The sequence below is a fragment of the Vitreoscilla filiformis genome (assembly GCF_002222655.1).
GTDB lineage: Bacteria > Pseudomonadota > Gammaproteobacteria > Burkholderiales > Burkholderiaceae_C > Ideonella > Ideonella filiformis.
The window spans coordinates 777,883-790,561 of the sequence record NZ_CP022423.1; the positions used below are offsets into that span (position 1 = coordinate 777,883).

13 protein-coding genes are annotated in these 12,679 nt (G+C 63.6%); 6 read left to right on the forward strand and 7 right to left on the reverse strand.

Annotated features, from left to right (window positions below; all coding sequences use genetic code 11):
• Positions 1–22: 22 nt before the first annotated feature.
• Positions 23–961 carry an ABC transporter permease gene (locus tag VITFI_RS03620; protein WP_089415821.1) on the reverse strand — a complete coding sequence of 313 codons (939 nt, stop codon included), beginning with the start codon at positions 959–961 and terminating at the stop codon, positions 23–25.
• Positions 962–1,006: 45 nt separating this feature from the next.
• Here VITFI_RS03620 and VITFI_RS18630 point away from each other — a divergent pair, with 45 nt between their 5' ends.
• Genes VITFI_RS18630 through VITFI_RS03635 form a run of 4 tightly spaced genes read left to right on the forward strand, consistent with a single transcriptional unit; the run spans position 1,007 to position 6,270 of the window.
• Positions 1,007–1,531 (forward strand): AAA family ATPase, encoded by a 525-nt coding sequence (locus VITFI_RS18630; RefSeq protein WP_198301598.1) that lies wholly within the window; start codon positions 1,007–1,009, stop codon positions 1,529–1,531.
• On the forward strand, positions 1,515–2,642 hold the full coding sequence (locus VITFI_RS18635) for a PD-(D/E)XK nuclease domain-containing protein (protein ID WP_198301599.1): 1,128 nt from the start codon (positions 1,515–1,517) through the stop codon (positions 2,640–2,642). The genes VITFI_RS18630 and VITFI_RS18635 overlap by 17 nt, the downstream gene beginning before the upstream one ends.
• Complete coding sequence (locus tag VITFI_RS03630; RefSeq protein WP_089415822.1) at positions 2,639–4,462, forward strand: ABC transporter substrate-binding protein; 1,824 nt, start codon at positions 2,639–2,641, stop codon at positions 4,460–4,462. The genes VITFI_RS18635 and VITFI_RS03630 overlap by 4 nt, the downstream gene beginning before the upstream one ends.
• Positions 4,463–4,464: 2 nt before the next feature.
• A complete protein-coding gene (locus VITFI_RS03635) occupies positions 4,465–6,270 on the forward strand; it encodes an ABC transporter substrate-binding protein (RefSeq protein WP_089415823.1) in 1,806 nt (601 codons plus the stop codon).
• Between the two features lie 12 nt (positions 6,271–6,282).
• Here the strand turns inward: VITFI_RS03635 and VITFI_RS03640 are convergent, their stop codons facing one another.
• From VITFI_RS03640 to VITFI_RS03665, 6 genes are all read right to left on the reverse strand, one after another.
• Positions 6,283–7,209, reverse strand: a complete 927-nt coding sequence (locus VITFI_RS03640; RefSeq protein ID WP_089415824.1) for a LysR family transcriptional regulator — start codon at positions 7,207–7,209, stop codon at positions 6,283–6,285.
• Positions 7,210–7,254: 45 nt separating this feature from the next.
• Positions 7,255–7,560 carry a PepSY domain-containing protein gene (locus VITFI_RS03645; protein ID WP_089415825.1) on the reverse strand — a complete coding sequence of 102 codons (306 nt, stop codon included), beginning with the start codon at positions 7,558–7,560 and terminating at the stop codon, positions 7,255–7,257.
• Between the two features lie 135 nt (positions 7,561–7,695).
• Positions 7,696–9,117 (reverse strand): NAD(P)(+) transhydrogenase (Re/Si-specific) subunit beta, encoded by a 1,422-nt coding sequence (locus VITFI_RS03650; protein WP_089415826.1) that lies wholly within the window; start codon positions 9,115–9,117, stop codon positions 7,696–7,698.
• Positions 9,114–9,335 (reverse strand): hypothetical protein, encoded by a 222-nt coding sequence (locus VITFI_RS03655; RefSeq protein ID WP_089415827.1) that lies wholly within the window; start codon positions 9,333–9,335, stop codon positions 9,114–9,116. The genes VITFI_RS03650 and VITFI_RS03655 overlap by 4 nt, the downstream gene beginning before the upstream one ends.
• Positions 9,332–9,658: an NAD(P) transhydrogenase subunit alpha gene (locus VITFI_RS03660; protein ID WP_089415828.1), complete on the reverse strand. Its 327-nt coding sequence runs from the start codon at positions 9,656–9,658 to the stop codon at positions 9,332–9,334. The genes VITFI_RS03655 and VITFI_RS03660 overlap by 4 nt, the downstream gene beginning before the upstream one ends.
• 30 nt (positions 9,659–9,688) lie before the next feature.
• On the reverse strand, positions 9,689–10,819 hold the full coding sequence (locus tag VITFI_RS03665) for an NAD(P) transhydrogenase subunit alpha (RefSeq protein WP_089415829.1): 1,131 nt from the start codon (positions 10,817–10,819) through the stop codon (positions 9,689–9,691).
• 202 nt (positions 10,820–11,021) lie between these two features.
• Here VITFI_RS03665 and VITFI_RS03670 point away from each other — a divergent pair, with 202 nt between their 5' ends.
• On the forward strand, positions 11,022–11,522 hold the full coding sequence (locus VITFI_RS03670) for an NUDIX hydrolase (RefSeq protein ID WP_089415830.1): 501 nt from the start codon (positions 11,022–11,024) through the stop codon (positions 11,520–11,522).
• 41 nt (positions 11,523–11,563) lie between these two features.
• Positions 11,564–12,670, forward strand: a complete 1,107-nt coding sequence (gene mnmA, locus VITFI_RS03675; protein ID WP_089415831.1) for a tRNA 2-thiouridine(34) synthase MnmA — start codon at positions 11,564–11,566, stop codon at positions 12,668–12,670.
• Positions 12,671–12,679: the final 9 nt, after the last annotated feature.

Sequence of the window (12,679 nt, forward strand, 5' to 3'; positions counted from 1 at the left end):
GGGGTTGCGGTTGTTGTCGGCATCATTTCAGCACCACCCGTGGATCGACGACCTTGTAAAGCAGGTCGGTGCCCAAGTTGATGAGCATGGTGAGCACGGCGAGGTACACCGTGGTGGCTTGGATCACCGGATAGTCGCTGCGGTTGACCGCCAACAACACCTCGCGGCCCAGCCCCGGGATGGAGAAAAACACCTCGATCAAGAACGAGCCGATGAAGATGCCCGGCAGCGCCATGCCGATGTTCGTCAAGATGGGGATCATGGCGTTCCTCAGCACATGGCGGTAGAACACGGCGCCTTCGCTCAAACCTTTGGCGCGGGCGGTGCGCACGTAGTCTTGGCCGAGTTCATCGAGGAAGAAACTGCGGTACAGCCGCGTTTGCGGCGACAGTCCCACCAACACCACCAGCAGCACCGGCAACGGCACGTAGGTGGTGAGGTTCGTCCAGACGCTGTCGCTCCAGCCTTGCACCGGGAACCAGCCGAGCTGGTAGCCAAACAGGTACTGCCCCACGATGACATACACGAGGAAGGAGATGGACAGCGCCACCGTCGTCACCACCATCAACACCCGGTCGGTGAGCGAGCCGCGCACCCGCGCCACGGCCAGCGCCAGCGGAATGGCCAGCAGCGCATCGAGCACAAACATCGGCGTCATGACCGTCAGCGTGGCAGGCAGACGGGTGGCGAACAGGTGGGCGACGGTTTCGCCGGTGGCCCAGCTCTTGCCCCAATCGAAGGTGATGATCTGCTTGAGGAAGATGCCGAGCTGGAACCACCAGGGCTGATCCAGCCCCAGCTCTTGGCGGATGGCGGCGATCTGCGCTTGGGTGGCGTTTTGCCCGGCTAAGAGCACGGCCGGATCGGCCCCAAACCCTTTGAACAGGGCGAACACCAGCAGCACCACGCCCAACAGCGTGGGCACCATCTGCCAGAGGCGACGAATCAGGTAGGCAAGCATGGGCAGAGTTTAGGGCGCTCCCCGGCGTGCCGCAGAATGCCAGGCATGAGCGCCTCACCTTTGTCACGCCGCAAGCTGCCGATTGGCATTCAGACCTTCCGCGAAATTCGCGAGGATGGGGCCTATTACGTTGACAAAACCAGCTACGCCGTGGCGTTGCAGCATACCGGCAAGTGTTACTTCCTGAGCCGCCCGCGCCGCTTCGGCAAGCGCTTGTTTCTGGACACGCTCAAAGAGCTGTTCGAAGGCAACCGCGCCTTGTTCACTGGGCTGTACGCCGACACGCACTGGGACTGGACGCGGCGTTATCCGGTGATTCGCATCAGCTTTGGCGGTGGCGTCTGGCCACAACCGGCGGAGTTGGAGCTGCGCTTGCACGAGATGCTGGGAGAACACGCCCAGCGCCTGGGCGTCCACCTCACCCACACCAGCCTGACTGGGCGGTTTGCGCAGTTGATCGAGCAGGCCCACGTCCGCACGGGCGAGCGCGTGGTGGCTCAGCGCGCCACAGGGCCGGTGGTGTTGACCCCACGTCCGCACGGGCGAGCGCGTGGTGGTGCTGATCGATGAGTACGACAAACCCATTCTGGACAACATCACCGACAGCGCCCGCGCCATCGCCATGCGCGAGGCGCTCAAAAACCTCTACAGCGTGCTGAAAGACAGCGACGCGCATCTGAAATTTGTGTTCCTCACGGGCGTGTCCAAATTCAGCAAAGTGAGTTTGTTTTCCGGGCTGAACCACCTGCAAGACATCACGCTGGATGCCCGCTACAGCGCCATTTGCGGCTACACCGATGAGGATGTCGATACGGTGTTCGCGCCCGAGTTGCCGGGCTTGGATCGCGAAGAAATCCGGCGTTGGTACAACGGCTACAACTGGCTCGGGCAAGGCGTTTACAACCCGTTTGACATGCTGCTGTTGTTTGATCGGCGGGCGTTTCGGCCCTACTGGTTTGAAACCGGTACGCCGACGTTTTTGGTGAAACTGCTGACCGAACGGCAGTTTTTCACGCCGGATTTGGGCCAGGTGTTGGCGGAAGAAAAACTGCTGTCCTCGTTCGATGTGAACGACATGGCCACCGAGGCGCTGCTGTTCCAGACGGGCTACCTGACGGTGGACTCGGTCTGGCACATTCCCGGGCGCACCGAACTGACGCTCAAGTATCCGAACCTGGAGGTTCAAGGCAGTTTGAACGAAAGTTTGTTGGGGCAGTTGTGTGGTTCCCGCACGACCACGGGGCGTCAAGTGGGGCAGCTCTACCGCTTGTTGGCGGCGACAGATTTAGAGGGGCTGAGGTGTTTGTTCCATGCGTTTTACGCCACGATCCCGCACGATTGGTATCGGAAGAACGAGTTGGCGGGGTTCGAGGGTTACTACGCCAGTATTTTCTACAGCTACTTTGCCTCGCTTGGCCTCGATATTCGGCTCGAAGACACCACCAACCATGGCCGCATCGACATGGCGGTGTTGTTCAACGGCACGGTGTGGCTGTTCGAATTCAAAGTGGTGGAGCTGGTGCCCGAAGGCAAAGCGTTGGCCCAGTTACAAGCACGCGGCTACGCCGAAAAATACCGGGCGCGTGGCGAACCGATTCGCCTGATTGGCGTGGAATTCAGCCGCACCACGCGCAACATCGTGGCGTTTGAAGTTGCCACCGAGGGGGAAACATCAGCATGAGTCGCCGCGCGTTTTTGGCGCACACCGCCACCTTGGCCGCCAGTACGGCCCTGCCCGATGGGGCGTTCGCGCAAGGAAGCGCAGCCCGGGCGCTCAAGCGTTTGCGTGTGGCCTTCAACACGGCGGAAACCGGCTTCGACCCGGCGCAAATCTCCGACCTGTATTCGGCCACGGTGATTGCCCACATCATCGAGCCGCCCTACACCTACGATCACTTGGCCCGTCCGGTGCAAGTGCGCCCGCTCACAGCGGCGGGGCCGTTGGAATCGTCGGCGGACTTTCTCAGCCACACGTTGCGCATTCGGCCCGGGATTTTTTTTGCCGACGATCCGGCGTTCAACGGCCAGCCGCGTGAACTCGTCGCAGCCGACTACGCTTACGCGCTGCGCCGCCATTTCGACCCGCGCTACAAAAGCCCGAACCGCGCTGGCTTGGCCGACGCGCAAATCCTCGGGCTGCAAGCGCTGTACGAGGAGGCGCTGAAAACGCGCCAGCCGTTCGACTATGACCGCCCGGTGCCCGGCGTGGAGGTGCTGGATCGGTACACGTTGCGCATCCGCTTGGGCAAGCCCGACCCGCGTTTCATTCACATGCTGACTTCGGCGTCGCTCATGGGGGCGGTGGCGCGTGAGGTGGTGGAGCGCTACGGCGACGACATCATGGCCCACCCCGTGGGCACCGGCCCGTTTCGGTTGGTGCAATGGCGGCGCAGTTCGCTCATTGCATTGGAGCGCAACCCGACGTTTCGTGAGATGCGTTACGAGGCCCACCCGGCGCCTGACGATGCCGCCGGGCAAGCGATTCTGCAAAAACTGGGTGGGCAGCGGCTGCCGTTGGTGGATCGGATCGAGTTTTCCATCATCGAAGGTGTGCAGCCGGGTTGGTTGGCCTTTTTGGCCGGTGATCTGGACATGACCAGCGTGCCGCCCGACTACGCCGCCAGCGCGATGCAGAACGGCCACACGGCGCCCAACTTGGCGCGCCAAGGCATCACGGTGCAGCGTGTGCCCCGTGCTGATGTGGCCTACACCTACTTCAATATGGCCGATCCGGTGGTGGGGGGCTACACGCCGGAGAAGGTCGCGCTGCGCCGGGCGATTTCGCTGGCCTACGACGTGGAGCGTGAGATTCGCCAGGTGCGCCGAGGGTTGGCCATCGCGGCGCAAGGCGTGGTGCCGCCGCAGACGTATGGGTTCGACGACCGCACGCGCTCTGGCATGAGCGATTACGACCCCGCACGGGCCAAAGCCCTGCTCGACCTCTATGGCTACCTCGACCGCAATGGCGACGGGTGGCGCGAGTTGCCCGATGGGCGTCCGTTGGTGCTGCGTTACCCCACGCAAAGCGACGAGGGCAACCGTCCGTTCACCGAGCTGTGGCGCAAGTGCATGAAAGAGGTGGGGCTGAACATGGTGTTCGAGTATGGGCAGTGGGGCGCGCAGCTCAAGCAGGCCCAGGCCGGGACGCTCATGATGTGGACGCTGGGCAGTGCCGCCAGCACGCCCGATGGGCAAGATCCGTTGAGCATGGTGTACGGCCCGCTCAAAGGGGCGGGCAACTTCAGCGGTTTTGACCTGCCGGCGTTCAATCAAGTGTTTGACCGCATGGGGCGCTTGCCCGATGGCCCCGAGCGCTTGGCCCTGTTCGCCCAAGCGCGTCGGCTGATGGTGGCTTGGATGCCGGTGAAAGCGCACAGCCACCGCATCCGTTTGCTGGCGGTGCAGCCGTGGCTGGTGGGCTACCAAGAGCATCCGTTCAATCGGGATTTCGGGCGGTATGTGGATGTCGATCCAAACCGCCAACCCGCCGCACGGGCTTGACAATGGCGGCCTGCACGCGACGTCATTGGCTGACCTGGGCGGGGGTCGGTGGTGGTGCTGCGGTGGTGGTGGGCAACGGCCCGTCCGCCCACGCGGGAGAACACCTCAAAGTGCTGCGCTATGCCCTGCGCGTGGCCGAAACCACGTTCGACCCCGTGCAGGTGCAGGATGTGTATTCGGCCATCCCGCTGGAACACATGCTGGAGGGCCTGTACACCTACGATCACCTCGCCCGGCCCGTGCGTCTCAAACCGTTGACAGCAGCGGGGATGCCGGAAGTGTCGGCGGACTTTCGGGTGTTCACGATCCGGGTGCGGCCCGGGATTTTCTTCGCCGACGACCCCGTGTTTCGCGGCCAGCCGCGTGAGCTGGTGGCCGCCGACTACGTGTACAGCATCAAACGCTACGCCGATCCGGTGAACAAAAGTCCGAACTGGAGCAGCGTGGACGAGCTGGGCATCGTCGGCTTGGCCGAGCTGCGAGCGCAAGCCCTGCAACAGCGCCGCGCACTGGCGTACGACCACGACATCCCGGGCCTGCGGGCGTTGGATCGGTACACCTTGCGCATCACGCTGCGCGAGCCCCGCCCGCGCCTGGTGCAAAAGTTGGTGGGTGGATTTGTGGCCGTGGCCCGAGAAGTGATCGACGGTTATCCCGGGCGCAGTGGGGAGCATCCGGTGGGCACGGGGCCGTTTCGTTTGGCGGCTTGGCGGCGCAGTTCGCACATCGTGCTGGAGCGCAATCCGCGTTACCGCGAGCACGTTTACGACGCCGAACCTGCCGCCGATGACGCGGAAGGCCAAGCCCTGTTGGCTCGCTTCAAGGGGCGGCGCTTGCCGATGATCGACCGGGTGGAGTTGTCGGTGATCGAGGAGAACCAGCCGCGCTGGTTGTCGTTCCTCGACGGCTCGCATGACCTCATTGCCCATGTGCCGGAAGCGTTCATCCCAGCGGCCCTGCCGGGCGGTCGGCTCGGCCCGCATTTGGCGCGGCGCGGCATCCAGGCCCAGCGCAGCCTGACGCCCGATGTGGTGACGACGATTTTCAACATGGACGATCCCGTGGTCGGCGGCTACACACCCGAGAAGGTGGCGCTGCGCCGCGCCATCAGTTTGGGGCTGGATGTGCAGCGGGAAATCCGCGATGTGCGCCAAGGCCAGGGCGTGCCGGCCAACTCCTTGGTGCAGCCGTTCACCTGGGGATTCGATCCGCGTTTCAAAACGGAGATGAGCGATCACGACCCCGCCCGCGCCCAGGCTTTGCTCGACCTGTACGGCTACCTCGATCGCGATGGCGATGGCTGGCGCGAGCTGCCCGACGGGCGCCCACTCACCTTGCTGAAGTCCACCCAGGCCGACCAAACCTCGCGCCAGCTCGACGAGCTGTGGCGCCGCGACATGACGGCGCTGGGCCTGCGCTTGCAATTCAAGGTCGCGCAGTGGCCGGAGAACTTGAAGGCCGCGCAAGCCGGGCAATTCATGCTGTGGGGGGTGGCGTCGTCGGCAGAGTCGGTCGATGGGGCGGAGTCACTGGCGTGGCTGTATGGGCCGATGGTGGATGGCGGCAATTTGGCGCACTTTCGCTGGCCAGCGTTTGACACGCTGTACGCCCAGATGCAAGCGCTGCCGGATGGGCCAGAGCGTGCCGCCCGGCTGCGCCAAGCCCAGCGCTTGGCCATCGCGCTGATGCCTTGCAAGACGCACTTGCACCGCTACGTCACCGATTTGCTGCACCCGTGGGTGCAGGGCTACCGTCGCCCGGTGTTTTGGCAGCGCTGGTGGGACCATGTGGACGTGGTGCGCTCCTGAGGCCCCACTGCGTCAACCGCGCTCCAGCCGTTGGCGAATCGCGTCGCCGACATGCTGCATGAACACCCGCACGCGGGCGGTGTTGCGCAGATCGGGGTGGGTCAGCATCCACACCGGCACCTCCAGCTCGGGAATGGGCTCCGAGATGGCCACCAAGTTGGGGTGTCTATCTTCCATGAACGTCGGCAAGATGCCCACGCCGATGCCGGTGTGCAGCATGGCGGCCACGGCGTTGAAGATGTCCACCCGCAGGCGGATTTGCTGAGGTGGCAAGTGCTGACGCATCCAACGGTCGTAGACGCGGGATTGGCCGTCGCGCTCGAACGCCACCCAGGGCGCGTCGCGCAGCAGGGTGGACAGAGGGGTGACATCCTGCGGCAAATGGGCCGCACCGCGCAGGGCGTAGACCTTGCAGCGAGCCGGCCCCAGCGGTCGCCCGACCAGATGTTCAGCGACGTTGGCCGAGATGCGCACGGCCACATCGGCTTCGCGCTGGGCCCAACTTTGGGCCGAATCGTGGTTGCGCCGCGCCAGATCGACGAGGAAGGCGTTTTCCACCACTTCCACCTCAATGCCCGGATACGCCCGCGCAAACTGCGCCAGCGGCTGCGGCAACAGATGTTCCATCAACACGAAGGCGGTGGTGACGCGCAACGGCCCGGTGTGTTCACGGTCGCGGCCCAGCACGCGGCGCTCGATTTCATCGGCTTGATCGGCCATGCGCTGGGCTTGTTCGAGCACCAGTTGGCCCGCTTCCGTGGGGGTGTAGCCGCTGCGTTGACGGTCAAAGAGCCGGGCACCGAGGCGGGCTTCGAGCGCATCCAGCCGGCGCAGCACGGTGCTGTGATTCACCCCCAGCCGCTGCGCAGCGGCGGTGAGAGAACCGCCATGGCCGATGGCCAGTGCGTAGCGCAGATCGCTCCAATCCAATCCGGCCATGGTGTGCGGTGCCTCCTCGTTGTGGTGAGGGGCGATTGTGCGGCGTTACTTCGCGATGTTTTGTTTGATCAAGGTGGCCGTCGTCGGGTCGAAGTAGGCTTCGACCACAGTGCCATCTTTGAAGCCGTAGATCTCATAACAACTGTCATTCGAGATCTTGAAAATCGAGATGCGGTAGCCCTTGGATTCGGCAATGCGGTACATGTCCTTGACGGGTATCCACTTTTCTTTGGGCTGCTGAGTACACACGACTTTGGGATGCGAAAGATCCACGGCGCCGGCATAGAGGCTCGGCGTCAAAGCGAGTCCGCAAACGCCGAGGAGCAGTGGAATTCGGGAGAGGCGTGGCATGTTGTCGGCAATGAGAGAGGGAGGGGGCTCGCTTTTAACTCGAGGGAATTAACGAATTGTTACTGCCGATCCATTAAAAAGCCGGCAAAGCCGGCTGATGTGATGACAAGTGATGAAAACGTGTCGTCGCGTTGGCTACTCGACGGCTTTCACCATGTCTTCCACCACCTTTTTGGCATCGCCGAACACCATCATGGTTTTGTCCATGTAGAACAGCTCGTTGTCCAGGCCAGCGTAGCCCGCCGCCATCGAGCGCTTGTTCACGATGATGGTTTTGGCCTTGTAGGCTTCCAAAATCGGCATGCCGTAAATGGGAGTGCCTTTTTGCAGCGCGGCGGGGTTCACCACGTCGTTGGCGCCCAGGATGATGGCCACGTCGGCTTGGCCGAATTCGCCGTTGATGTCCTCCATCTCGAACACCTGGTCGTAAGGCACTTCGGCTTCGGCCAGCAGCACGTTCATGTGGCCGGGCATGCGGCCCGCCACCGGGTGAATGGCGTACTTCACCGTGATGCCCTTGTGGATGAGCTTCTCGGCCAGTTCGTTCACCGCATGTTGGGCGCGTGCCACCGCCAAGCCGTAGCCTGGCACGATGATGACGGTCTCAGCGTTGGCCAGGATGTAAGCGGCATCGTCGGCGCTGCCGCTTTTCACATGGCGCTGCTCCTTGCCGCCCGCTTCACCGGGGCCAACTTCGGCGCCAAAGCCACCCAAAATCACGCTGAAGAACGAGCGGTTCATCGCCTTGCACATGATGTAGCTGAGGATCGCACCCGACGAGCCCACCAGCGAGCCGGCAATGATGAGCATCGAGTTGTTCAAGCTGAAGCCAATGCCCGCCGCTGCCCAGCCCGAGTAGCTGTTCAGCATGGACACCACCACCGGCATGTCCGCCCCGCCGATGGGGATGATGATGAGCACGCCCATCACAAAGGCCAAGGCCAGCATAGCGAAGAACGCCGGCCAGCTTTCCGTGGCCATGAAGGCCAAACCCAGGCCCAGCGTGGCCAGGCCCAGCACCAAGTTCAGCATGTGTTGGCCGGCGAACGTCACCGGGGCGCCTTGGAACAGGCGGAACTTGTACTTGCCCGAGAGCTTGCCAAATGCGATCACCGACCCCGAGAAGGTGATGGCCCCGATGGCTGCGCCCAAGAACAGCTCCAGCCGGTTGCCTGCCGGAATCTCCATGCCCTTGGGCGCGATGCCGAAGGCGTAAGGCTCGGCCACAGCGGCAATGGCGATGAACACCGCCGCCAGGCCGATCATGCTGTGCATGAAGGCCACCAGCTCGGGCATCTTGGTCATTTCGACCTTGTTGGCCATGTAGGCGCCGGCGCCGCCGCCGATCACCAGCCCGGCCAGCACATACCCCAAGCCGATGGGCGAGCCCGCCAGCTTGACGATGAGCGCCGCCGTGGTGAGCACGGCAATCGTCATGCCGGTCATGCCAAAGAGGTTGCCCCGGATGGAGGTCGTGGGGTGCGACAGGCCCTTTAAGGCCTGGATGAAACACACGCTGGCGATGAGGTACAGCAGTGTGACGAGGTTCAGACTCATGCTTGACCCTTCGAGTCAGCGGCCCCAGCCGGCTGTTGTGCAGCGCTGGCGGCCATGGCTTTGCGAACGAAGTGAATGCCGAGGGCTTCGATCACCATCGTGACCAGCCCCGCGCCGATGCCCACAGGCAAGGACACCATTTCGGCCAACACCACCGCGATGAAACTGGCGTTGAGCAACGCGAAGACAAAGAGGACGAGGTTGACCAGCGCCTTCATGCTTTGCCTTCAGCCGCAACGGCTGCCGGCTTCTTCTCTTTCTTTTTGAACATTTCCAGCATCCGGCGCGTGACCAAGAAGCCACCAAAGACGTTCACAGCGGCCAGCGCCACGGCGAGCACGCCCATGGTTTTGCCCAGGCCGGTTTCGGTCAGGGCGGCGGCCAGCATGGCGCCCACGATGACGATGGCCGACACGGCATTCGTCACCGCCATCAGCGGCGTGTGCAGTGCGGGCGTGACCGTCCAGACGACGTGGTAGCCCACGTAAATGGCCAGCACAAAAATAACGAGGTTGATGAGGGTGGGGGACACAACATCCATGAGAACGCTCCTGTGATCGGGGATGGCCGCTTACTTGCGCTTGACCTCGCCGCCCTGCGTCATGAGGCAGGCGGCGACGATGTCGTCGTCCATCGGCACGCTGAACGAGCCGTCTTTGGCCAGCACCAGCTTCAAAAAGTCCAGCACGTTGCGGGCGTAGAGCGCCGATGCATCGGCCGCCACCAGCGCCGGCAGGTTGGTTTCCCCCACCAGGATGACGTTGTGCTTGACCACGGTTTTGCCCGCTTCCGTGAGCGGGCAGTTGCCATCGGTGCCGTGGGCGCCTTTGCCAGCCGCGATGTCGATGATGACCGCGCCCGGTTTCATCGCTTTCACCATGTCTTCGGTGATGAGCACCGGCGCAGCGCGGCCCGGGATCAGCGCGGTGGAAATCACCACATCGGCTTGCGCCACGCGCTTGGCCACTTCGATTTTTTGCCGATCCAGCCAGCTTTGCGGCATCGGTCGGGCGTAGCCGCCCACGCCTTCGGCGGCTGCTTTTTCCTCGGCGGTTTCATAGGGCACGTCGATGAACTTGGCGCCCAGCGATTCGACCTGTTCTTTCACCGAAGGGCGCACATCCGACGCCTCGATCACCGCGCCCAAGCGCTTGGCGGTGGCGATGGCCTGCAAACCCGCCACGCCCACGCCCAAGATGACCACGCGGGCGGCCTTCACGGTGCCGGCGGCGGTCATCAGCATGGGGAAGAATTTTTGGTAGCGATCCGCCGCCATGATCACCGCCTTGTAGCCGGCGATGTTGGCTTGGGAGGACAGCACGTCCATGCTCTGGGCTCGCGTGGTGCGCGGCGCGGCTTCCAGCGCGAAGCTGGTGAGCTGGGCGGCGGCCAGCGCATCCAGGCCGGCACGATCAAACGGATCGAGCATGCCGACGAGCACCGCGCCCGGTTTCATCTGCGCGAGTTCCTCGGCGCTGGGGCGGCGCACCTTGAGCACCAGTTCGGTGGCCAGCGCCTCAGCCTGGCTGACGATCTGCGCCCCGGCGGCTTGGTAAGCCGCATCGGTGACCGCTGCGCGCAAGCCCGCACCGCTGGCCACGCGCACGCTGTGGCCCTGGGCCACGTATTTTTTTGCCGTCTCAGGGGTGACGGCGACGCGCGTCTCCCCGGCCGCCGTTTCCAGCGGAACACCGATCAGCATGGGTTTCTCCTCTTGAACGCCCGGTTGGGACGGGAGTGCGCGCTGCGGCGCATCTCCCAGTGGGTCAGTCGGATGAGCTTAGCGGAGAGGCACTGTCACAGCGCACCCGGGGCAGACCCTGCCCCTTCTTCGGAAAAACCCGGGTTTTGACGGGTCAACCCGAGGTGTCCTGGGGCGGCGATGGGCGGGCTAAGATGCCCGAATGGCTGAAATTCGTTGGAAACCGAGCGTAACCGTGGCCGCCATCATTGAGCGCGACGGGCGTTATTTGCTGGTCGAAGAGCACACCTCGGTGGGCTTGCGCCTCAACAACCCGGCGGGGCATTTGGAGCCGGGTGAGTCGCTGGTGAACGCTGTCATCCGCGAAGTGCTGGAGGAAACGGCCTGCGCTTTCACCCCCGAAGCGTTGGTGGGCGTGTACCTGTCGCGCAGCGAACACCCGCGCACGGGTGAGGACATCACGTATCTGCGCTTCACCTTCTGCGGCAGCGTGGGCGAGCCGCAGCCCGGGCGGGCGTTGGACACGCCCATCGTGCGCACCCTCTGGCTGACACCGGAGGAGGTGTACCTCGCTCGTAACTCGCACCGCAGCCCGTGGGTGGCGCAGTGCATCACCGATCACCAAGCGGGTCAGCGCTTCCCGCTCGATCTGCTGCACACTCACCCGAGTGTGACGCTGCTCCAAAACTCAGCAGCGGTCTGAAGGGCGCCGTTGAGCGTCGGCTTTATTTCATCATCTGGAAAATGAAACCACAGCGTGTGGTCGTCGGGCTGTCCGGCGGCGTGGATTCGGCGGTGTCGGCGTGGCTGTTGAAGCAGCAGGGGCACGAGGTCGTCGGCATCTTCATGAAGAACTGGGAGGATGATGACGACAGCGAATATTGTTCGTCCCGCCAAGACTTTTTGGATGCGGCCAGCGTGGCCGACGTGATCGGCATCGAGATCGAGCACGTGAACTTTGCGGCCGAGTACAAGGATCGGGTCTTCGCCGAGTTCCTGCGCGAGTACCAGGCCGGGCGCACCCCCAACCCGGACGTGTTGTGCAACGCCGAGATCAAGTTCAAGGCGTTTTTAGACCACGCCATGCGCTTGGGTGCAGAAAAAATCGCCACCGGTCACTATGCGCGGGTGCGCGAACGGGGTGGGCGCGTGGAGCTGCTCAAGGGCCTCGATCCTCTCAAAGATCAGAGTTATTTTCTGCACCGTTTGAACCAAGCGCAGCTCCGTCAAACGCTGTTTCCGGTGGGCGAGTTGCCTAAAACCGAGGTGCGGCGCATCGCTGAAGACATCGGCCTGCCCAACGCCAAAAAGAAGGACTCGACCGGGATTTGTTTCATCGGTGAGCGGCCATTCCGCGAGTTCCTCAACCGCTATCTGAGCCACCAGCCCGGCCCGATCCTCGACGACCGAGGGCGCAAACTGGGCGAGCACCTGGGCTTGAGTTTCTACACCTTGGGGCAGCGCCAAGGGTTGGGCATCGGCGGCGTGAAGGACAAAAAAGCGCCGCGTGGTGGCGGGGATCACGCCCCGTGGTTCGTGGCGCGCAAGGACATGGCGCGCAACGCGCTGATCGTTGTGCAAGGCCACGACCATCCGTGGCTGCAATACCGCTGGCTGGAAGCGGGCGACACAAGCTGGGTGGCCGGTGCCGCGCCAGCGGCGGGAGCCATCGGTTCGAAAGCGCGTTACCGTCAGGCCGATGCGCCGTGTGTGCTGGGGCCGGACGCCGGAGCCACCTTCCGATTGGCGTTCCCGGAGCAGGCGCAGTGGGCGGTGACACCCGGCCAATCCGCAGTGCTTTACGACGGCGAGGTGTGCCTGGGCGGCGGCATCATCACCCAGGCCGGGTGAGCCGGGGGG

Coding starts and splice junctions, on each gene's coding strand:
- VITFI_RS03620 (WP_089415821.1), bottom strand. CDS start 961: ATGCTTGCCTACCTGATTCGTCGCCTCTGGCAGATGGTGCCCACGCTG.
- VITFI_RS18630 (WP_198301598.1), top strand. CDS start 1,007: ATGAGCGCCTCACCTTTGTCACGCCGCAAGCTGCCGATTGGCATTCAG.
- VITFI_RS03630 (WP_089415822.1), top strand. CDS start 2,639: ATGAGTCGCCGCGCGTTTTTGGCGCACACCGCCACCTTGGCCGCCAGT.
- VITFI_RS03635 (WP_089415823.1), top strand. CDS start 4,465: ATGGCGGCCTGCACGCGACGTCATTGGCTGACCTGGGCGGGGGTCGGT.
- VITFI_RS03640 (WP_089415824.1), bottom strand. CDS start 7,209: ATGGCCGGATTGGATTGGAGCGATCTGCGCTACGCACTGGCCATCGGC.
- VITFI_RS03645 (WP_089415825.1), bottom strand. CDS start 7,560: ATGCCACGCCTCTCCCGAATTCCACTGCTCCTCGGCGTTTGCGGACTC.
- VITFI_RS03650 (WP_089415826.1), bottom strand. CDS start 9,117: ATGAGTCTGAACCTCGTCACACTGCTGTACCTCATCGCCAGCGTGTGT.
- VITFI_RS03655 (WP_089415827.1), bottom strand. CDS start 9,335: ATGAAGGCGCTGGTCAACCTCGTCCTCTTTGTCTTCGCGTTGCTCAAC.
- VITFI_RS03660 (WP_089415828.1), bottom strand. CDS start 9,658: ATGGATGTTGTGTCCCCCACCCTCATCAACCTCGTTATTTTTGTGCTG.
- VITFI_RS03665 (WP_089415829.1), bottom strand. CDS start 10,819: ATGCTGATCGGTGTTCCGCTGGAAACGGCGGCCGGGGAGACGCGCGTC.
- VITFI_RS03670 (WP_089415830.1), top strand. CDS start 11,022: ATGGCTGAAATTCGTTGGAAACCGAGCGTAACCGTGGCCGCCATCATT.
- mnmA (WP_089415831.1), top strand. CDS start 11,564: ATGAAACCACAGCGTGTGGTCGTCGGGCTGTCCGGCGGCGTGGATTCG.